Origin of the sequence: Aeromonas sp. FDAARGOS 1418 (assembly GCF_019048585.1) — a bacterium.
GTDB lineage: Bacteria > Pseudomonadota > Gammaproteobacteria > Enterobacterales > Aeromonadaceae > Aeromonas > Aeromonas caviae.
Genome location: NZ_CP077387.1, coordinates 3,180,890 through 3,201,089 on the forward strand (window position 1 = coordinate 3,180,890; position 20,200 = coordinate 3,201,089).

General features: G+C 63.2%; 17 protein-coding genes and 1 other RNA gene. 9 read left to right on the forward strand and 9 right to left on the reverse strand.

Translation table 11 applies throughout. The features are described from left to right. The first annotated feature begins 7 nt into the window (after positions 1-7). Both I6L48_RS14885 and I6L48_RS14890 read left to right on the forward strand, forming a co-directional pair. Positions 8-925 (forward strand): LysR family transcriptional regulator, encoded by a 918-nt coding sequence (locus I6L48_RS14885; RefSeq protein ID WP_113070319.1) that lies wholly within the window; start codon positions 8-10, stop codon positions 923-925. Between the two features lie 101 nt (positions 926-1,026). Next, on the forward strand, positions 1,027-2,601 hold the full coding sequence (locus tag I6L48_RS14890) for a diguanylate cyclase (protein WP_042863814.1): 1,575 nt from the start codon (positions 1,027-1,029) through the stop codon (positions 2,599-2,601). Positions 2,602-2,682: 81 nt separating this feature from the next. On the opposite strand, the gene I6L48_RS14895 is transcribed toward I6L48_RS14890, so the two are convergent. Next, positions 2,683-4,980 carry an FdhF/YdeP family oxidoreductase gene (locus I6L48_RS14895; RefSeq protein ID WP_113070320.1) on the reverse strand — a complete coding sequence of 766 codons (2,298 nt, stop codon included), beginning with the start codon at positions 4,978-4,980 and terminating at the stop codon, positions 2,683-2,685. Then, a complete protein-coding gene (gene fdhD / locus I6L48_RS14900) occupies positions 4,964-5,749 on the reverse strand; it encodes a formate dehydrogenase accessory sulfurtransferase FdhD (protein WP_113070321.1) in 786 nt (261 codons plus the stop codon). Before fdhD ends, I6L48_RS14895 begins: the two co-directional genes overlap by 17 nt. Positions 5,750-5,910: 161 nt before the next feature. On the opposite strand from fdhD, the gene I6L48_RS14905 reads away from it, so the two are divergent. After that, positions 5,911-6,789 (forward strand): LysR family transcriptional regulator, encoded by an 879-nt coding sequence (locus I6L48_RS14905; RefSeq protein WP_069651446.1) that lies wholly within the window; start codon positions 5,911-5,913, stop codon positions 6,787-6,789. Positions 6,790-6,851: 62 nt separating this feature from the next. Here the strand turns inward: I6L48_RS14905 and I6L48_RS14910 are convergent, their stop codons facing one another. Then, on the reverse strand, positions 6,852-7,703 hold the full coding sequence (locus tag I6L48_RS14910) for a type 1 glutamine amidotransferase domain-containing protein (RefSeq protein WP_113070654.1): 852 nt from the start codon (positions 7,701-7,703) through the stop codon (positions 6,852-6,854). Positions 7,704-7,832: 129 nt separating this feature from the next. Between I6L48_RS14910 and I6L48_RS14915 the strand changes: the two genes are divergently transcribed. From I6L48_RS14915 to yjfF, 5 genes are all read left to right on the forward strand, one after another. Next, positions 7,833-8,786, forward strand: a complete 954-nt coding sequence (locus I6L48_RS14915) for a LysR family transcriptional regulator (RefSeq protein WP_113070322.1) — start codon at positions 7,833-7,835, stop codon at positions 8,784-8,786. Between the two features lie 283 nt (positions 8,787-9,069). Next, positions 9,070-10,029: a galactofuranose ABC transporter, galactofuranose-binding protein YtfQ gene (gene ytfQ / locus I6L48_RS14920; RefSeq protein ID WP_010674607.1), complete on the forward strand. Its 960-nt coding sequence runs from the start codon at positions 9,070-9,072 to the stop codon at positions 10,027-10,029. Positions 10,030-10,114: 85 nt separating this feature from the next. Beyond that, a complete protein-coding gene (gene ytfR, locus I6L48_RS14925; RefSeq protein WP_113070655.1) occupies positions 10,115-11,623 on the forward strand; it encodes a galactofuranose ABC transporter, ATP-binding protein YtfR in 1,509 nt (502 codons plus the stop codon). A gap of 1 nt (position 11,624) precedes the next feature. Further along, positions 11,625-12,644: a galactofuranose ABC transporter, ATP-binding protein YtfT gene (ytfT, locus tag I6L48_RS14930; protein ID WP_113070323.1), complete on the forward strand. Its 1,020-nt coding sequence runs from the start codon at positions 11,625-11,627 to the stop codon at positions 12,642-12,644. Then, entirely contained in the window at positions 12,637-13,644 is a 1,008-nt protein-coding gene (gene yjfF, locus I6L48_RS14935) for a galactofuranose ABC transporter, permease protein YjfF (RefSeq protein WP_010674604.1), read from the forward strand. The genes ytfT and yjfF overlap by 8 nt, the downstream gene beginning before the upstream one ends. Positions 13,645-13,825: 181 nt before the next feature. Here the strand turns inward: yjfF and I6L48_RS14940 are convergent, their stop codons facing one another. The 5 genes from I6L48_RS14940 to I6L48_RS14960 form a co-directional block, all read right to left on the reverse strand. Next, positions 13,826-14,845 (reverse strand): MBL fold metallo-hydrolase, encoded by a 1,020-nt coding sequence (locus tag I6L48_RS14940; RefSeq protein ID WP_235671986.1) that lies wholly within the window; start codon positions 14,843-14,845, stop codon positions 13,826-13,828. A gap of 360 nt (positions 14,846-15,205) precedes the next feature. Further along, positions 15,206-15,838, reverse strand: a complete 633-nt coding sequence (locus I6L48_RS14945; RefSeq protein ID WP_216987393.1) for a flavodoxin — start codon at positions 15,836-15,838, stop codon at positions 15,206-15,208. A gap of 16 nt (positions 15,839-15,854) precedes the next feature. Continuing rightward, complete coding sequence (locus I6L48_RS14950; protein WP_113070326.1) at positions 15,855-16,493, reverse strand: SDR family oxidoreductase; 639 nt, start codon at positions 16,491-16,493, stop codon at positions 15,855-15,857. A 49-nt stretch (positions 16,494-16,542) separates the two neighbouring features. After that, positions 16,543-17,472: an alpha/beta hydrolase gene (locus I6L48_RS14955; protein WP_113070327.1), complete on the reverse strand. Its 930-nt coding sequence runs from the start codon at positions 17,470-17,472 to the stop codon at positions 16,543-16,545. A gap of 49 nt (positions 17,473-17,521) precedes the next feature. Continuing rightward, positions 17,522-18,439 (reverse strand): alpha/beta hydrolase, encoded by a 918-nt coding sequence (locus I6L48_RS14960; RefSeq protein WP_113070328.1) that lies wholly within the window; start codon positions 18,437-18,439, stop codon positions 17,522-17,524. 123 nt (positions 18,440-18,562) lie between these two features. On the opposite strand from I6L48_RS14960, the gene I6L48_RS14965 reads away from it, so the two are divergent. Next, positions 18,563-19,483, forward strand: coding sequence for a LysR family transcriptional regulator (locus I6L48_RS14965; protein WP_113070329.1), 921 nt, complete (start codon positions 18,563-18,565; stop codon positions 19,481-19,483). A gap of 439 nt (positions 19,484-19,922) precedes the next feature. Here the strand turns inward: I6L48_RS14965 and ffs are convergent. Further along, positions 19,923-20,016: signal recognition particle sRNA small type (gene ffs / locus I6L48_RS14970), an RNA gene on the reverse strand. Positions 20,017-20,200 lie beyond the last annotated feature (184 nt).

Consider the following 20,200-nt stretch of genomic DNA (forward strand, 5'->3'; position numbering starts at 1 on the left):
AGGCACCATGGAGTTGAGAGACCTGAAAGCCTTCGTCACCCTGGGGGAGGTATTGCACTTTGGTCAGGCGGCGGCGCGCCAGCACGTCACCCAGTCGGCCCTGAGCAAGCAGATCCGCCGGCTGGAGGCGGACCTTGGTGGCGAGCTGTTCGAGCGCAACGCCGGCAGCACCCGGCTGACGGTGCTCGGGCGCGCCCTCTACGCCGACGCCTGCACCCTGGTGGCCCAGAGCGAGCAGCTCGCCCGCAGCGCCCGCGACGTGCTGGCGGGCCACGCGGGTACCCTGCGCATCGGCTTCGGGGTCGCCACCAAGCTGCTGGTGCCCGCCGCCATCGCCCGCTTTCGGGCCAGCCGCCCCGGGGTCGCCATCGAGCTCAACGATCTCTCCACCCATCACCAGTTGCTGGCGCTGGCGGAGGGCCGGCTGGATCTCGGCTTCTGCCGCCTGCCCGCCCCCAAGGGCTGGCCGGTACTGCCCGTGGTGCGCGCCCATTTCGTCGCCGTGCTGCCCGCAGGCTATCAGGGGGTGGCAGGGCTCGCCGATCTGCAGGAGAAGCCGCTCGCCATCCTGCGCCGGGACAAGGCCCCCTCTTTTTACGATCAGTTCATCCATTACCTCGCCCAGAGCGGCCTGCGCTTTCAGGACATCCAGTACGTGAACGACTTCGCCGCCGGCATCGCCACCGCGGCGGCCGGCATCGCCTGGACCCTGGTCCCCTCCTCCACCACCATTGAACATCCCGATGTGCTGACCCTGCCCCTCGGGGAGGCCGACGCGAGCTGGATCATCGGGCTCATTCGCCCGCCGGGCAACGACAATCCCCTCGTCGCCCCCTTCTGGCAGACGGTGGCGGAGCTGGCGGATCCCGCCCTCACCGGCCTCATGACGGCAGGGAACGGGGCACCCACCCGGGACACCCCATGAAAGGGAACCATTCGAGAATCACATTAACGATGGCATTGGGCGGACACCCCCCTTAAAATTGCCGCACTGCCCCGACGCCACGACAAGGATCCGTTTCGTTCATGCACTCTCACTGGCTGCTGAGGTTTGATCTGCATCGCCTCATCCTTGCGCTGGCCGTCATCGGCGTGCTGGCAACCTTTGGCAACAGCTTTTACGCCATCTATCAGGCACAAAGACAACTGCTCATCGACAGCACCCTGGAAGCAAACCGGGTCTATGCCACCAAGCTCGCCGCCTCCACCGAGACCATGCTGCGCTCGGCCCAGGGACAGCTGGCCTATGGCGCGGCCCGGCTCGCCCCCTTGCTACAGGGCAACGACCTCCATGGACTCGAGGAGGTGGCAGGCCAGTTGCGCCAACAGACCAACACCTTCAACTCGGTGGCCATCGTGAACACCGATTCCGTCATCGTCGCCGTCTCTCCCGAGGCGTTGCATGTGAAAGGGGTCAAGCTCACCTCGGCCAATGCGAGCCGGACCCTGGCAAGCCAGCAACCCCTCATCGCGGATCCCCTGGTCTCCCTCACTGGCAACTACCTCATCAGCCTCTCCCACCCCATCTTCTCGGCAGACAAGCGCTACCTCGGCTATGTCGCCGGCACCATCTATCTGGAGTCCGCCAGCGTGCTCTCCAGCCTGCTGGGGCAGCACTACTACCAGGATGGTTCTTATCTTTATGTGGTGGACCGCCAGCGCACCCTCATCTACCACCCGAACCCGGAGCGCATCGGCCAGAGGATTGGCAAGAACCGGGTGGTGGATGCGGTGCTCAAGGGACAGGATGGCGCCCAGAGCGTGCTCAACTCCCGGGGCAGCGAGATGCTGGCAGGCTTTGCCCCGGTGGCGGACGCAGGCTGGGGGATAGTGGCCCAGCGCCCCCGCAGCGCCACCCTGGCCGGCCTGGATGAACAGATGCTGGAGATCCTCAAGGGGATGATCCCGGTCACCCTCTTCATTCTCTTCGTCATCTGGCTCTCGGCCACCATCATCGCCAGACCCTTGCGGCAACTGGCCAACCGGGCCGGGCTCATGGATCAGCAGGGGGCCGCCACCAGCATCTCGGGGATCCGCGCCTGGTATTTCGAAGCGGCCCAGTTGAAGCAGGCCATCCTCAAGGGGCTGGGGCTGCTCAACACCAAGATCGACAAGCTGCACACCGACAGCCACACCGACCCCATGACGGGCCTGTTCAACCGCCGGGCCATGCAGCAGATGCTGGACGAGTACGAGGTCGAGCGTCAGCCCCTGACGGTGATTGCCCTGGACATCGATCACTTCAAGGCCATCAACGACCGCTTCGGTCACGACGTGGGGGATGCCGTCATCGTCTCCCTCGCCACCCTGATGCAGCAGGATCTGCGTTCCGATGCCGCCTTGTGTCGAAGCGGCGGCGAGGAGTTCCTGCTGCTGCTGCCCGGGGTCTCCCTTGCACAGGCGCAGAAGATCGCCGAGCGCCTGCGTACCCGGGTGGCGAGCCACGACATGGAGGTAGCTGGCCACATCACCATCTCCCTCGGCGTCGCCCACTGGGGGGCGGATGCCACCAGCATCGCCGCCGTGCTCAAGGAGGCGGACAAGGCGCTCTATGATGCCAAGAGCCAGGGCCGAAACTGCGTGGTGGTGGCCCTGGGCTGATCGGCCCAGGCTTTGCCGGACACCGTTCGGCCATAAAAAACCCCTGCCATGGCAGGGGTCGGACGGTATCCATATGAAGAATCAGAGCGTGACGGCCAGGTTCTCGACCGAGGCGGCGCTCGGGGTCACCAGCACGGGCACCGATTTGGAGGTGGGGGTGAAAGAGCCCTCCCCTATGCTCTCGATGGCCACCAGGGGGTTGGTCTCCGGGTAGTAGGCGGCGATGTTGCCTTTCGGGATCTCGTAGAAGATGACGCTAAAGCCCCGCACCACCCGCTCGCGCCCGTCGTTGCACACCGCACTCATGTCCACCCGCTGCTCCTCGGCGAGCCCCAGCCTCCTGGCATCCTCCTCGTTCATGAAGACCACGTTGCGTCGCCCCTTGATGCCGCGATAGCGGTCATCCATGCCATAGATGGTGGTGTTGTACTGATCGTGGGAGCGCAGGCTCTGAAGCAGCAGCACGGGCTGGTCCACCATCTGCTCCGCGTGGCTGGTGCACTCGGGCAGGATGGAGTCCGGCAAACGGCTCGCCCTGAATTCGGCGCGCCCGCTCGCGGTGTTCCAGCGCAGCAGGGCGGCGCTGTTCTCCAGATGGAAACCGCAGGGCTCCTCGATGCGGCGGTTGAAGTCGCCAAAGCCCGCGATGGTCTCCTCGATGAGATCCCGCAGCAGCCCGTAGTCATCCCGCAGCGCCAGCCAGTCCACCCGATCGCTGCCGAGCGTTGCCTCGGCCATGCGGGCCACGATGTCTATCTCGGAGAGACAGAGCGGCGAGACCGGCTCGTTCATCCCGGTAGAGGCGTGCACCATGCTGAAGGTGTCCTCCACGGTGATCTTCTGCACCCCGGTGCGCTGCTGATCGAGCTCGGTACGGCCCAGGCAGGGGAGGATCAGGGCATCTTTTGACACCATGAGGTGGCTGCGGTTGAGCTTGGTGCTGATCTGCACGTTGAGCTCGCTCCTTCGCATCGCTTCATAGGTGAACTCGGTATCCGGCGCGGCGGCTGCCAGGTTGCCCCCAAGGCAGATGAGCACCTTGCTCTTGCCGCCATGAAGGGCTTTGAGGGCCTCGTAGACGTTGTGCCCCGGCGTGCGCTTGAAGCCCACCGGGAAGCGGCGCTCCAGGCGATCTAGGAAGGCGGCATTGGGTTTCTCGTTGATCCCCATGGTGCGGTTGCCCTGCACGTTGCTGTGACCGCGCACCGGACAAAGTCCGGCCCCCGGCTTGCCAATCTGGCCGCACATCAGGTGCAGGTTGACGATTTCGCGAATGGTGTCGACCGAATGCTTGTGCTGGGTGATCCCCATGGCCCAGCAGCTGATCACGCTCTCGCTGCTTGCGAAGATCTGCGCCGCCCGGGTGATCGCCTCCCGACCGAGGCCGGATTGCGCCTCGATCTGCGTCCACTCCGTGGCCTTCACCTGGGCCAGGTAGTCGTCAAAGTGCGCGGTGTGCTGCTCGATAAAGGCGAGATCGATGCGCCCCCCCTCCTCTTCCAGGATGTATTTCGCCATGCCGCGAATGGCCGCCATGTCACCGCCAAGTTTTGGCGTGAGGTACTGGTGGCTGATGGTGGTGGCCGCCGGGGTCAGTAGCTCCGCCGGGCTCTGGGGGCTCGCGAAGCGCTCGAGGGCCACCTCTTTGAGGTTGTTGAAGGTGACGATCTGGCACCCCTGGCGCGCCGCCTTGCGCAGGGCGTTCATCATGCGCGGGTGGTTGGTGCCCGGGTTCTGGCCAAAGACGAAGATGGCTTTGGCGGCGTCGAAATCATCGAGCACCACGGTGCCCTTGCCTACCCCGACGGACTGGATAAGCCCCACCCCGCTCGCCTCGTGGCACATGTTGGAGCAGTCGGGGAAGTTGTTGGTGCCATAGAGGCGGCCAAACAGCTGATAGAGGTAGGAGGCTTCGTTGCTGGCGCGTCCCGAGGTGTAGAACTCCACCTCGTCGGGGCTGGCCAGGCTCTTGAGTTTGTCGGCGATGAGGGCAAACGCCTGATCCCAGCTCACCGGCTCGTAGTGATCGGTGGCCGGGTTGTAGCGCAGGGGCTCCGTCAGTCGCCCCTGGTATTCGAGCCAGTAGTCACTCTGGGTGGCGAGGCGACGCACCGAATGCTCGGCGAAGAAATCGGCACCCACCGTCTTGCCGGTGGATTCCCAGGCCACCGCCTTGGCGCCGTTCTCGCAAAACTGGAAGGCCCCCTGCTTGTTGTCACCCCAGGCGCAGCCGGGACAGTCAAAGCCGTCGGTCTGGTTGACCCGCAGCAGGTTCTTGATGTTCTGGCGGGTCTTCTGGCTGCGCAGCACCTGCTTGAAGGTGGACTGCAGGGAGGAAAAGCCGCCGGCCTTGGCCGGTTTCTCAATATGACTGGACATGGGAATCTCCAACGTGATCCTGGGCGCGGGGGCTGGCATAGCAGACCGGGGCATCGGATCGGGGCACATGGATCAGGGTCAGGTTGTACTTCAGGGCCAGTCGCACCGCGAGCTGGCTGGGGGAAGCAAGGCTGATGAGGTGAGCGGCGCCAAATTGCACCGCCTTGTGAATGAGTTCGCTGCCGCAACGACTGGTGATGACCAGCGTATCGGCCTGCAACGGCTGGCGCAGCTGCATGCCGATAAGCTTGTCCAGGGCGTTGTGCCGCCCTATGTCCTCCCGGCAGGCCAGGATCTCGCCGCGATCATCCAGCGCCAGGGCGGCATGAAGGGCGCCGCTCTGGCGGGCCTTGCTCTGCCAGGGGACGATGCGCTCCCGCAGGTCCTGCAAAGAGGCGGTGTCGAAGGGGGCGCCCGGGGTCAGCGGGGTGAGCACGGGCAACGCATGTTCGATGGCCTCCACCCCGCAGATGCCACAGCCGCTGGCACCGGCCAGGCGGCGCTTGCGCTGGCCAAGCACAGCCAGACAGCGGTTGGCGATGGTGACATCGAGCACGATGCCGTGCTCGGACGGGGTGCTCTGGATATCGTGTACATCGTGGTTGCCCCCGATGATCCCCTCGCCAAACAGAAAACCGATGGCGAAATCGTCGAGATCGTCCGGGGTGGCCATCATGACGGCATGGTTGATGCCGTTGATGTTGACGGACACGGCCACCTCCTCCACCAGCTCATCCAGACTGGGCAACCGTGAATTGAAAGGGATCATGCGAGACGCTTATAAGCTGTATTCGGGCCTCAAGTTTAGATAAGCCGCCGCGCCAAAACCAATGAAACAAATCTATTCACCAATAGATAACTTCTATTGCCATCGGGATGTCGATTGATTAAATTTGTCGCTCATTGCCTTTGCCTGCTGCCATTACCACGATGAATATCAAGCAGTTGCACTATTTCTACGAGCTGGCCCAGCACCGTCACTTCGCCAAGGCGGCCAAGGCTTGCTTCATCACCCAGCCGACCCTGTCGGCCAGCATCACCGCTCTGGAGAAGTCACTTGGCACCGAACTGGTGGTGCGCAACAGCCAGTTCGTGGCCCTGACCCAGGCGGGGGAAGTGGTGCTGCACCACGCCGAGCGGATGCTGCAAGAGCAGGATGCCATGCGCCAGGAGCTGAGCCTCTTTCGGGGCGGGCTGTCGGGGGCGCTGCGCATCGGCGTCGTGCCCCAGTCGAGCATCGACATCATGCCGCTGCTTAAGGGGTTCAACGACGCCTACCCCAAGGTGGGCCTGCACCTCTGCGTGATGACCCATGCCACCCTGATGGAGCAGCTGGATCTGCATCGCATCGACATCGGGCTCGGCTTTGACGAGTTGCTCACCGAGCATCAACGCAGGGCCCTCGACGTCCAGCTTCGCCACCCCAACCCCATGGCCCTGCTGGGCCCCCTGCCTGCCCACTGCGCCCCGACCGGGCCGCTGACCCTAGCGGACCTGCAAGATCTCCCCCTGATCCTGCCAAGCACCACCATGCAGTTTCGCCGCTACCTGGACGAGGCCGCCGCCCGCCAGCAGATCAGCCTGCGGGTGGTGCTGGAGACCGACTCCCTGTTCCACCTGGTCAACGGGGTGAGCCACGGCCTGGGCTGCGCCGTGGTCAGCGCCGGCATCGCCGCCACCGCCCAGCAGCTCTTCAAACTGCCCTGCCATCCCTTGAGCGATGCGAGCGCAGGCACCATCGCCTTCATCACCCGAAAACACAGTATCACCCCCGCCATGAAGGCGTTTCTCGCCAAGGCTGGGGCATGAAAAAGGCAGCCCATAGGGGCTGCCTGCACTGATCAAGGGGGGAACTTGCCCCTCTCCTCGCGTCAGCCTGCCCCTTGCTGTTTGTCCAGCGCCGCGATGAAGGCGCTCGCCAGGGCGTGGTCGGAGAAGGGATTCTGGCCTGTGATGAGCTCGCGATCGATCACAACGCCAGGCTGCCAGGGTGCCACGAACTGCATGCTGCCACCGGCCTGGGCCATGGCCTTCGCCGGGTAGTAGCGCAGCTTGTCACCCCCAAGGGAGCCTTCAAACACCGCCTCTTCCTTGTCGGAGAAGATGGTCATCCTGTAACCGTCGTAGATCCACTCTCTGGCGCCGTCTGCCTTGCCTGCAATGACCGACTGCTCGGACCCGGCCGGATCCGCCTGCGCCGCCAGCAGCGCGATGGGGCCATGGCAGATGGCGGCCGTGGGTTTGTGGTTGTCATGGAAATGGCGAAGCAGGGTCCCCACCTCGGGATCCTTGGCAAGATCGATGAGGGGTGCGTGGCCGCCGGGAATGAAGAGGCCGGCATAGCGCTCGGGACCGGATGCCAGCACCTCCCTCAGGGAGAGCACCTTGCCGGCGCCAAGCAACCCCTCCACGACGGCGCCGATGCGCACCATCTCCTGCGGGTTGCCACCAAAGTACTGGGGATCGACGGAGTGCGTGTCGACAACGGGCCGGTTCCCTCTCGGGGTCACCGGGGTCAGGGTATAACCGGCCTCCAGCAGGGCGGCGGCAGGCACCCCCAGTTCATTCTGGTAGAAGCCGGTGGTCAGGCTCTTGCCCCCTTGCAGCGGCAGTTCGGTCTCGCTCGAGAGCAGCACCAGGATCTCGCCTTTCGGGGCGGCGCTGGCCGCAGCGGAGGTCGCCAGCAGCAGTGAGGCCAGCACGGCCTTGAGGGTGTTCTTCATCGTGATCTTCCTTTTGATGGCAGTGATCGATCGGGCGGCCACCGGGCCGCCCTCGATGAGCAATTTACTGATTACCCACGGACGAATAAACTCACATCATTGAACTTGATTATTTACATGGATGAACATATGTCCCGTGCCTTCGACCCCGTCCAGCTCGGCACCATAGAGCTCTTTTGCAAGGCAGCCGAACTTGGCAGCTTTACCGCCACGGCTCAGGTACTGGGGGTAACGCCCGCCTCGGTGAGCCGCTCCATCCAGCGTCTCGAGGCCAGGCTCGGCGTCAAACTCTTCCATCGCACCACCCGCAGCGTTCGCCTCACCCATGACGGGGAGCTCTATCGGGAGCAGTGCCAGCAGGCGCTCGAGCAGATCGCCGAGGCCGAGCGGGCCATCACCGGCCGCCAGCGCCACCCCAGAGGAGTGCTGCGCATCAGCGTGGGCACCGTCTATGCCCACCACCGTCTGGTGCCCCTGCTGCCGGGCTTCATGGCGGCCTATCCCGAGGTCGAGCTGGAGCTCAATGTCTCCAACAGGAACATCGACTTCGTGGAGGATGGTTACGATCTGGCCATCCGGCTGGGGGAGCCGCGCGATGGGCGGATCATCGCCCGCAAGCTGGAGGATGCCAGCCTCGGGGTCTTCTGCGCCCCCGATTATGTCGCCCGCCGCCCCGCGCCAACCTCCCTGGAGATGCTGTCGCAACACGAGCTGATCCAGTTCATCACCCCGAGCACGGGTCGCCCCTTCCCCTGGCAGTTCGTGAACGAGCAGGGGGACCCTGTCGACCTTCATGTTCAGAGCAGACAGCGGGTGCTTGACGATGTGCTGGCGGGTCTGGGCTGGGCGGTGGCTGGGGGCGGTCTGTTCCAGATCTACCATTTCGTGGTGGCCGAGGCGCTGTTGCAAGGCAAGCTGATCGAGGTGATGACCCCCTTTGCGGGGCGATCCCGCCCCTTCTACGCCCTCTATCCACAGCACCGTCACCTCTCGGCCCGGGTCCGGGCCTTCGTGGATTATCTGCTGGCAGCGGTGCACCCAGAGGGGTCGCCTGTGCCAGGGGAATATCCCCCTCTTCGTTGACGAGGGCCCCTCATCTGCGTGCCTGCGCCCCCGATACCGGGGGCAAAAAGCAGATGGCACTCTGGACACAATGGTTGCCCAATTAAATAAATATGCATAAAAATCAATACAGGCAGGGCTCGATATATGAACTCTTCTGCTGTTTGTATGAAGCATCGTGCTGCTGAAAATTTTCTGTGAGCCACCTCCCGCCGTTTAATTCAAGAGCCTATAACCTTGACCCGTACAATAAAAACCTGACGTGTTCCGGTTTATTTCACCATGCATCACAAAGGAGTGTCATATGTATAAAAAAGTGAAACTGGCGAGCATTATCAGCACCCTTATTCTCTCGGCCACTGCATATTCTGCAGAGATGACCGTGGGCTTCTCGCAAATTGGTTCTGAATCCGGGTGGCGAGCTGCAGAAACATCGGTCGCCAAGAGCGAAGCCCAAAAACGCGGCATCATCCTGAAAATTGCCGATGCCCAGCAGAAACAGGAGAACCAGATCAAGGCCATTCGCTCCTTTATTGCCCAGGGGGTGGATGCCATCTTTATTGCCCCCGTGGTACAGACTGGCTGGGAGCCGGTATTGCAGGAGGCGAAAGAGGCCGAGATCCCGGTCTTCCTGCTGGATCGCAATATCACGGTAAAAGATGACGGTCTCTTCATGACCGGGGTCGCCGCCGACAGCGTCCACGAAGGGGAAGTGGCAGCCCAGTGGCTCATCAAGCAGCAGGATGGCAAACCGTGCAACGTGGTTGAATTGCAGGGCACGGTGGGTGCCAGCGTGGCGCTGGATCGCAAGAAGGGCTTCCTCGACACCGTCTCGGCCGTGCCCACCATCAAGATCATCCGCACGCAGTCCGGCGATTTCACCCGCAGCAAAGGCAAGGAAGTGATGGAGAGCTTCATCAAGGCGGAAAATAGCGGCAAGAATATTTGTGCCGTCTACGCCCATAACGATGACATGGCCATCGGCGCCATCCAGGCCATTAAAGAGGCTGGGCTGAAACCGGGCAAGGATATCAAGATCATCTCCATCGATGGCGTGCCGGATATTTTCAAGGCGATGATCGCAGGCGAAGCCAATGCCTCGGTGGAGCTCACGCCGAATATGGCGGGACCGGCCTTCGATGCCCTGCTGGCCTATAAGAAAGATGGCACCCTGCCCCCCAAACATATCAAGACGGAGTCCAAACTGTTTGAGCCCGGGAGTGCCGAGGCGCAGCTCGAGCTGAAAAAAGACATGGGTTATTAATCCCGCTCCCCCGCCAGACTGTCACATAGCGCGCCATATAAGTGATTGAACTTGTATGGCGCGCTATATCGGAGAGCCAATGTTCATGTCAGAGAACACTCACGATGTCGTATTGAATGCCCGCGGAATATGCAAGGCGTTTCCCGGAGTACGGGCCCTGCATCAGGTAGACTTCTCCCTGCGCCGGGGAGAGATCATGGCGCTGCTCGGCGAGAACGGGGCCGGCAAGTCCACGTTGATCAAGACCCTCACCGGTGTCTATCAGCGAGACGCCGGCCGTATCGAACTCGATGGCGCCCCCATATCCCCCACGGACACCGCCCATGCCCAGCGTCTGGGGATAGGCACCGTCTATCAGGAGGTCAACCTGCTGCCGAACATGTCGGTGGCGGACAACCTCTTCATCGGCCATGAGCCCCGCCGTTTCGGCTTCATCGACCGGGGCGCCATGACCCGGCAGGCCAGCGCCATCATGGCCAGCCACGGCTTCGAGATGGATGTCACCCTGCCCCTCGACCACTACTCGGTCGCCATGCAGCAGATCGTGGCCATCGCCCGGGCGGTGTCACTCTCCGCCAGGATCCTGATCCTGGACGAGCCCACCGCGAGCCTGGATGCCAGCGAAGTCCAGATGCTCTTCTCCCTCATGACGCGCCTACGGGATCAGGGGGTGAGCCTCATCTTCATCACCCATTTTCTCGATCAGGTCTACGCCATCAGCGATCGCATCACAGTGCTGCGCAACGGCGAGCTGGTCGGCACCCGCGACACCCAGGCACTGCCACAACTGGAGCTGGTCAAAATGATGCTGGGACGCGAGCTGGACGACAATGCCCTCAAGCGGGCGGGCAAGACACTGCGCAGCAACCAGCCCATGGTGTCGTTCAGGGACTATGGCAAGCGGGGAGTCATCGCCCCCTTCAGTCTCGACGTCATGCCCGGGGAGATAGTGGGCCTCGCCGGCCTGCTCGGGTCCGGTCGTACCGAGACCGCCGAGCTGATGTTCGGCATAGTGCCGAGCGACAGCGGCGAGTGCCGGGTGCGGGACAAACCGGTGACCATCCGCTCTGCACGCCAGGCGGCCGCCAACGGCTTTGGTTTCTGCCCGGAGGATCGCAAGAGCGCCGGCATCATCGCCTCGGCCTCGGTGCGGGAGAACATGGTGCTGGCCCTGCAAGCCCAGCGGGGCTGGTTGCATCCCCTGTCTCGCAAGGAACAGGACGAGATCACCGCCCGCCTCATCGAGCAGTTGGCCATCAAGACCCCGGGACCGGAGCAGCCCATCCAGTTTCTCTCCGGGGGCAACCAGCAAAAGGTGCTGCTCGCCCGCTGGCTGCTCACCAAACCCCAGTTCCTGATCCTGGACGAGCCTACCCGTGGCATCGACGTGGGGGCCCACGCAGAGATCATCCGCCTCATCGAATCCCTCTGCGCCAACGGGCTGGCCCTGCTGGTCATCTCCTCCGAGCTCGAGGAGCTGGTGGGCTATGCCGATCGGGTGATCGTCCTTCGTGACAGAAAACAGGTGGCAGAGCTTGCGACGGACGCCCTGAGCGTCCCTGCCATCATGAACGCCATTGCATGTGAGGCCTGATATGACGTCATCCATTCTCCCCCTCGCCAAGGGGTCGCGCGCCCGCAGGGAGTGGCCCAAGGGCTCGGCCCAGTGCGCCGCCCTGGTGTGCGTGCTGCTCATCAATGCCCTGGTCGCCGACAACTTCTTCGCCATCCACATCCAGGATGGGCGGCTGTTTGGCAGCCTCATCGACATCCTCAACCGCTGTGCCCCGGTGGCCCTGCTCTCCCTCGGCATGACGCTGGTGATCGCCACCGGCGGCATCGACCTGTCGGTGGGCGCCGTCATGGCCATCAGCGGGGCCACCATGGCCAGCCTGGCCACCGGCGGTCACAGCCTGCCGGTCATCTTCGCCGCCGTCATCGGGGTGGGCCTTCTGTGTGGCCTGTGGAACGGCCTGCTGGTGGCGGTGTTCAAGATCCAGCCCATCGTCGCCACCCTGATCCTCATGGTGGCGGGCCGGGGCATCGCCCAGCTCATCACCGAGGGGCAGATCATCACCTTCAACAACGACGCCCTCGCCTGGATCGGCAGCGGCTCCCTCTTCTATCTGCCCACCCCGGTCATCATCACCCTGGGCATGGCGCTGCTGCTCTGGCTGCTGACCAAGCGCACCGCCCTCGGTCTCTTCATCGAAGCGGTGGGGATCAACATCAAGGCCGCCAAGAACGCCGGGCTCAACACCCCCATGGTGGTGATCGCCACCTACCTGTTGAGCGGCATGATGGCCGCCGTCGCCGGCATGATAGTCGCCGCCGACATCCGGGGTGCCGATGCCAACAACGCCGGGCTCTGGCTCGAGATGGACGCCATTCTGGCGGTGGTGATAGGAGGCACCTCCCTGATGGGGGGGCGCTTCAACCTCGCCCTCTCCCTGATCGGCATACTGATCATCCAGGGGGTGAACACCGGGATCCTGCTCTCCGGCTACCAGCCCCAGTGGAACCAGATCGTCAAGGCCCTGGTGGTGCTGGCTGTGCTGGTCATGCAGTCACCGGCCCTCAACCACCTCTTCCAGCGAGGGACTCGCCATGTTTAAACGCAACCTCCCCCTGATGGTGACCATCATGGTCTTCGTGCTGGGCTATCTGCTCTGCCTGGCCTCCTTCCCTGCCTTCATGTCCACCCGCATCATCTGCAACATCCTGACGGACAACGCGTTTCTGGGAATAGTGGCGGTGGGCATGACCTTCGTCATCCTCTCGGGGGGCATCGATCTGTCGGTGGGGGCCGTCATCGCCTTCACCGGCGTGCTGCTGGCAACCCTCATCGGGAAGCTGGGGGTCAGCCCCGTGCTGGCCATCCCTCTGGTGCTGGTGCTCGGGGCAGGCTTTGGCGCCCTCATGGGCTGGCTCATCGACACCCTGAAGATCCCCGCCTTCATCATCACCCTGGCGGGCATGTTCTTCCTGCGGGGGGCCAGCTTTCTCATCTCCGAGCAGTCCCTGCCCATCGATCACCCCACCTTCACCTACCTGTCAAGCCTGTCGTGGAAGATACCGGGGGGCGGTCGCCTGAGCCTGCTGGCCCTCATCATGCTGGCGGTGGTGGTCTTCGGCATCCTGCTCGCCAACCGCACCCGCTTTGGCAACAACGTTTACGCCATCGGCGGCAACGCCACCTCGGCGGCCCTGATGGGGATCTCGGTTCGCCACACCACCATTCGCATCTACCTGCTCTCCACCACCCTGGCGACCCTGGCAGGCATCGTGTTCGCGCTCTATACCTCGGCGGGCTACCCGCTTGCCGCCGTCGGGGTGGAGCTCGATGCCATCGCCGCCGTTGTCATCGGCGGCACTCTGCTGAGCGGCGGGGTGGGCACCGTCTTCGGCTCCCTGTTCGGGGTGCTGATCCAGGGGTTGATCCAGACCTACATCAACTTCGACGGCACCCTCAGCTCCTGGTGGACCAAGATCATCATCGGCCTGCTGCTGTTCAGCTTCATCGCCCTGCAGCGCCTGCTGATCCTGGTTTCGGAACACCGCAAGGCCAACAAGCCAGGTCCCTTCAAGCGCCAGGTTGCCGCCCAGCCCGAGTGAGGTATCAGCAAGACTCTGGTGGCAGAAGATAACGCGCAAGGCACACCCGTGCGCCCTCCCCGCCTGGTCATAGCTGGCCCGGCACAGAGGATGGGGAGGCAGCGGGGGCGCTCACGGGGCCCGGCCCTAGCCTCCCGCACGCCCCTTTGAGGGGTGACACCGTCTTTGGAGGGCACTCAGGTCAATCGCGCCACCAGGGGCTGCCCTCATGGGGGCTCAGCACCTCCAGAGGCTCCCCCATGACAGGCGTGGTCAGGGGGATCTGTTGCTCGGCAGCCAGTCGGGCAATCTGCTCAAGCGGGTCGTTCCAGCGGTGCATGGCCAGATCGAAGGTGCCGTTGTGCACCGGATAGAGCCATTTCCCCCCGAGATCGTGAAACGCCTGCGCCGTCTGCGCCGGGAGCATGTGCACCAGCTCCCAGCGCTTGTCGTAGGCCCCGGTCTCGAGAAAGGTCACGTCGAACGGACCGTAGCGCCTGCCAATCTCCTTGAAACCGTCGAAGTAGCCGCTGTCACCGCTGAAGAAGAGGTTGACCCCCTCGCCGCGAATGATCCAGGAGGCCCAGAGGGTCTGGTTGCCGTCCCCGAGGCCACGGCCGGAGAAATGCTGGGCCGGGGTCGCTACCAGGGTGACACCGCCCACCCGGGTCTGCTGCCACCAGTCCAGTTCGCGGATCTTCTCCTTCGCAATCCCCCAGGCCATGAGGCGCGCCCCCACCCCGAGGGGCGTGATGAAGTGACCGACCTTCTCCTGCAGCGCCAGTATGGCCCCGTGATCGAGATGGTCGTAGTGATCATGGGAGAGGATCACCCCCTCGATGGGGGGCAGCGCCTCCAGGGTGATAGGCGGCTGATGCCAGCGCTTGGGGCCGAACCACTGCACCGGCGAGGCCCGCTCGCTGAACACGGGATCCGTCAGCCAGAACGTGCCCTGCAACTTCAGCAGCAGAGTGGAGTGGCCGAGGCGCCACACGCTGTTGTCCGGCGCCGCGATGAGCCCCTCCCGGGTCATGACCTGTACCGGAATGGCGCGATCCGGCACCGTGCCCTCAGGCTTGGCGAACAGGAAGTCCCACCAGAGCCTGGCCCCTTCCCAGAGGCTTCGCGCCTGGGGTGTCACGGCATTGTTGAACCGGCCCCCCTGATATTGCGAGGAGCCCGGGTGTTCGGGCAGGCCCGGTTTGAGTAGAGATGCGATCATGCCAATCATCAGGGCTCCTTTGAGCAACCACAGAAAACGGCGCCCCTCAGGGGCGCGAAAAGAGGCTGACGGGGTCTGCATTCATGCCACGCCTGTCAGCCTGGTCTCTGGTGAGTCGAGAGCAGCCCCTGCACGGGGCCGCACCTTCCATAAAACAGAACGGGAGAGTCGCACGGTATGAAACCGGTTCCCGACATCTCCAATAACGGCAAGATAGCCTGCCCGGGCTCCCGCCACCAGAGGGAGGTCACATTGCCGCGTGGCCCCGGCATGGTGTCGCTGCTACCGGCAGGGCTTCGCCCACTCTGCCTGCGCCAACAACAAAAGGAGGCCACAGATGGTGCAGCCAGGGCTGCGGCTCTATCTCGCCTCCCAACGATCAATTTCATCGAGCATCTGCTCAGGGGTCAGCTGGCGGGTCATCCGCCCTCGCAGCACATGGCGATGGCTGAAGGATTTTGCGCCACGGGCCATCACCCTGGCCTTGAGCGCCGCGATGTGCTCCTCGCCGAAATGGCTGTTGTAGGTGTTGAACAACACCACCTCCTTGCCATCGAAACGGTTGTGCTCGACGAAGGCCCAGATAGGCGGCGCCGGGCTATAGAGCCAGACCGGGGAGCCGAGCCACACAGTATCGAACGGAGTCAGATCGAGGGTGCGCGGCACGATATCGGGCAGGGCCTCTGGCGCACGCTTCAATGCGTTCGCATCGCCGAGGGCCTGCACCAATCCCCCGGGGCCGAGCCGATAGGCGGGGGCATCCAGCGCAAAGAGCCGGGCCCCGAGCCGATTTGCCAGGTGGCGGGCGGCCAGCGCCGTATTACCCGAGCGGGAGAAATAGACCACCGCCGTGCGGGGGCTCGCCACCTGCGGGCTCTCTGCCTCCAGCCCGGCCAGCGCATAAGCCTGCCGACGCTCGATAAAGGAAACCGCCAGCAGCACGACCACCACCGCGGCGGCCAACACACCAAGGGTGATAAAGACCCAGTTCATCATCCTTGACCTCACATTACATAAAGTACGGCTTGTCGCCGTCGCTGCCGGGTTGGTGGATGCCAAGGTTCTCCCCTGCATGCAGCTCGGGCGAGACCAGGATCCGGGTGATGAGATCCCCCACACTCCTGCGCGACACCACAGTGCCCAGGAAGGGTTGCTCTCTGGATGTCAGCTCGTAGTCCACCTCATCCTCATCGGTCAGCCAGGCCGGGCGCAAGATGGTGTAGTCCAGACCCGATGCCTCGATGGCGTCTGCCGCCCGCCGGTAGGGTTTAAGCTCCTCGCCGATGATGCCGCGATTCCACTCGCCGAACTTGCCCGGCACCTCGTCGTAGATCCCAAGGGACAGCACGAAGACCAGGCGCTTCACTCCGGCGGCCTGCATGGCGGCGATGACCGCCTGGGCCTGCTTGTCCAGGTTGTCGCCACTGAGGTTGGCATAGACGATGTCTTGTCCTGCCATCGCCTCCTTGAGCAGTGGCTTGTCCAGCACACTGCCGATCACCACCCTGGCGTTGGCCGGCTCACGGCCGCTCAACTTTTTAGGGTCGCGCAGCAGCAGGGTCTGGCGGATGTCGCCCTGCCCGGCTAGCCCCTTGACCACCCACTGGGCTATCTGGCCGCTGGCGCCGAGGATCAGTACGTTTCGCATATCGGTTTACCTTGTCGCTTGAATGGGCGGGGATGCCCCCAGCGCGGGATCACAGGGTGCGCTGGAAGAAGGGCACCACGCTTGCCATGGCGATGGCCACCGGCTCGGCTTTGTCGTAGAGGTCGTAATGGGACCAGCCTTCGGCCACGACAATGTGCTTGTCGGTGGAGGCGGCGCGGCCGTAGATCTCCCAGCCATCCCGATAGGCGCCAAAGCCCCCTGCCTTGTCGCCGATGACGACCATCAGCGGCTGGGTCAGCAGTACCTCGGCGTGGAGGAAGGCATCCCATCCCATGGCGGCGCCGGTGAAGGACATTAGCTGGCGGGTCGCGCCATGAGGCTGCTGACCGCGCGCCGTCTTGTAGTAGTCGGTGGCTTCCAGCACGTCGATGTCGGTGATGCCTGCCGCTTTGGCCGCCGCCACGGAGTCCGGCAGCAGATCGGCGGACTCCGTGGTGCCCCCTTGTGCCTGCGCAGTGCGCATCCGGGCGATGCCTTGTGCCAGCTCAAGGGGTTTGAACTGGGCGAAGCCTTCGCGGATCAGGCGGCCATAGTTGACCCCAGTGATGGAGACCAGCGCCTTGAGGCGATGATCCGTGATGCCCGCATGGATGGTGTAGGCGCCGCCACCGCACACGCCGATGGCGCCGATGCGATCACTGTCCACATAAGAGAGGGATTGCAGGTAGTCCACCGCGAAGCGGATGTCGGAGACCCGAATCGCCGGATCCTCGATAAAGCGCGGCTCACCGCCGCTGGCACCCTGGAAGCTGGCGTCATGGACCAGTACCACGAATCCCGCTGCGGCTAATCCTTTGGCGTAGACATTGCCGGCGGTCTGCTCCTTGCAGCTGCCGATGGGGTGGGTACTGACGATGGCCGGATAGCGCTGTTGCTCGTCGAAATCGGGCGGCAGGTAGAGGTCGGCCGCCGTCTGCCAGCCCAGGTTCTGATATGTCAGGTTCAATACGTTGCTCATGATGATGCTCCTCGATAAGCGAGAGGGGCCTCCCCCTCTCGCGGGCCAATTAGTTCAGGGTTCGCAGGAAGAAGGGGGCCAGCTGGGCGACGGCCTCGTCGACATAGCGGGGCACATCGTAGAGGGACATGTGATTGGCCCCCTCCACCACATGCAGGGTCTTGTCAGTGCTCGCGGCGCGCGCCAGCAGGTCGTCGCTCATCCACTTGCTGCCGGCCACACTTCCTGCCACCGCCAGAATGGGCTGGGTCAGGAAAGCCTCCGCCTTGTGATAGGCGTCGTAGGTGATGATCTGGTTCAGGTTGCGGGTCAGGGCAAAGCCCGGCGCGTTGGGGTGCTCGCAGCGCGGGGTGTGGTAGTACTCCCAGGCTTCGCGCAGCTCCTCGTTGGGGGCATCCTCTTCACGCAGGGGCGCCAAGGGGATGGTGGCGTAGCCGGCACCGGCCGCATCTGCGGTACGCGCCTGGGAGCCGAACGCCAGATAGCCCATGGCATCGGCATCCTTGACGCTGTTGTCCCAGCCATTGCGGAACATCTGGCCGATGTTGACCGCGCTGACCATGCCGAGCGCCTTGATGCGGCGATCCTGGATGGCGGCATTGGCGCTGTAGCCAGCACCGGCGCAGATGCCCATGGCCCCGATCCGGTTCTGATCGACATAGGGCAGCGTGGTCAGGTAGTCCACCACGGCGCTGACATCTTCGGTGCTGACATGGGGGTTCTCCAGCTGGCGTGGCTCGCCCGAGCTCTCGCCCTGATAGGAGCGGTCAAAGGCGATGGCGATGAGGCCCTGCTCGGCCAGCTTGCTGGCGTACAGGCCCGCAGTCTGCTCCTTCACGCCGCCGCCGGGGTGGGAGACTACGACCGCCGGGTATTGCTTGCGCTCATCGAAGTGCGGCGGGAAGTGAACGATGGCGGCCATGGTGATGCCTTGGCCGTTGCGATTGGGGAAGGTAACGTGGGACATGGTCGGGCTCTCCGTTAGGTTCTAGGTCGTCTTGGTTGACGCGAGTTCAAGCACATAGTAGTAAGTCTATTGAGCTAGATATACGCACCTATCAAGACATGACTGATTAGCCAGGCTAAACAAATGCCCATAGAACCTTCACTCGTCGCGTCACTGACGTGGTTTGCCCACATCGCCCGCCATCGTAGCTTCACCAAGGCCGCCACCGAGATGGGGGTGACGCGCGCCGCTCTCTCCCTACACCTGAAGGGGCTGGAGCAGCAGTTGCAGGTGCGGCTGCTCAACCGCACCACCCGCGACATGTCGCTGACCGAGGAGGGACGGCGCCTGCTGGACGTGCTGCAGCCATCCCTCACGGCCATCGAGCGGGTGGTGAGCGAGCTCAATGACTCCCACCTTGAGCCCTCGGGCCTTATTCGCATCAACAGCTCGCGCATCGCCGCCAGGCTGCTGATCGAGCCGCACATGGGAGAGTTTCTGGCCCGTTACCCCAAGCTGCGGCTGGAGCTGGTGATGGCGGACGGTTTCTCCAACATCATCGCCGACGGGATGGATGCCGGCATTCGCCTGGGGGAGAGCCTGGATGAGCACGTGGTGGCGGTGCCCATCACCCCGCCTTTGACCATGGCCATCGTCGGCGCCCCCGACTATTTCAGGCAGCATGGCATGCCGCAGACCCCGAGCGATCTCACCCGGCACAACTGCCTGGCCTACCGCTTCACCTCCAGCAACACCATAGACCGCTGGTCGTTCACCTCCCCCGATGAGGAGCAGCACACCCAGATCGTCGATCCCAAGGGCAACGCCGTGTTCAACGACGACGACAGCATGCTGCAGGCGGCCCTGCAGGGGGTAGGGTTGGTCAAACACCTGGATCTGCGGGTGCGCCAGCACCTGAGTGACGGCTCACTGGTGCGGGTGCTCGCCCCCTGGTGCCCCCCCTTCCCGGGGTTTTATCTCTATGTACCGTCGCGGGCCCAGATGCCGGCCAAGATCCGAGCGCTGATGGATTTCCTGATCGAGAAGCGAGCACAGCTGGCCTGATGTCACTGCGCCGGTCGTTGCCCGTCAGGCCAGTAAGTGGTTCACGCGCCATCAGTCAAGTGCCTGGGATTGCCGACGGTCTGGTACTTTCTGGGTTTAGGCCTTGGCGCACGGCAAGCTCTTCTCTTTCGAAAAGGGATCGTAATGTGGTGAAAACAAAGAGGATGCAATGGCAATAGAGGCCACGGGAGGTGACTGAGGGAAAGCATGATCTCAAGGGGACAGTGCTGAAGATCAAGAGAAAGTTTGAGCCAGGCGCGGTCTAAAGCCTGATAAACGCCCATAGGGCACAGGCTCACCTTGCGGTAAAGCAAATAGCATGTGAAGAGAGCTGAAAATTCACTTTGAAGACTCCTGATTCATCCACATCAAGTGGATGACCAAGAGGTCTGAAGGGGGTATTAGCTGTAACTTGTTGAATGGCAGAAACAGGTGGTGGCCCTACCAGCCACATCCCGGCACTCGAGTCCCCCGCCTTGGCTGCTACCTTCCGGTCCTGACCAGGTCGACGGGTTATCAATGCGAGCCCAAATAAATCAGGCACTTGGGGATAGAACTGATTGCCATCAACAAGATTTCTAAAATCAAGATGTAACAACTAACCCGACCAAAGTAATCCACATGAAGTGGAGTAGCTATAGGGGCAATTGAGGAGCCCATGATAACTGCCCTCCCCTAATGCTTCAAGCCAATGAAGAACAGACGTAGTAAGCCAAC